General features: G+C 70.1%; 1 protein-coding gene. It reads left to right on the top strand.

The genetic code is table 11. From position 1 onward, the window contains the following. Nucleotides 1-301: sulfatase-like hydrolase/transferase (locus KI686_RS16325; RefSeq protein ID WP_237590376.1), on the top strand; the 301-nt coding region annotated here is incomplete at both ends.

Here is a 301-nt window from a genome sequence, read left to right as displayed (position 1 = left end):
GCTACCGGACCGGGCTGTTCGGAAAGTGGCACCTCTCCAGCAGCGCCTCGGCGCCGGACGAGACCTGGCCGACACGGCGCGGATTCGACGAGTTCTACGGCATCGTGGCCGGCGCCGACGACTACTTCCACCCACGCGGGCTGTGGGAGGGTGAGCGGCGTCTGCCGGTGCCGGGCGACGGCTTCTACCTCACCGACAGCATCGGCGACCGCGCCGCCGACTTCATCGTGCGGGCCGGTGCCGAGCCGTACCTGCTCTTCTGCGCGTTCACAGCGCCGCATTGGCCGTTGCATGCACCCGA

The sequence above is a fragment of the Polaribacter sargassicola genome (assembly GCF_021991835.1).
Taxonomy (GTDB): Bacteria; Bacteroidota; Bacteroidia; order Flavobacteriales; family Flavobacteriaceae; genus Polaribacter; species Polaribacter sargassicola.
Note: the sequence above shows the minus strand (reverse complement) of the source record. Positions and strands in the feature narration are given on the sequence as shown.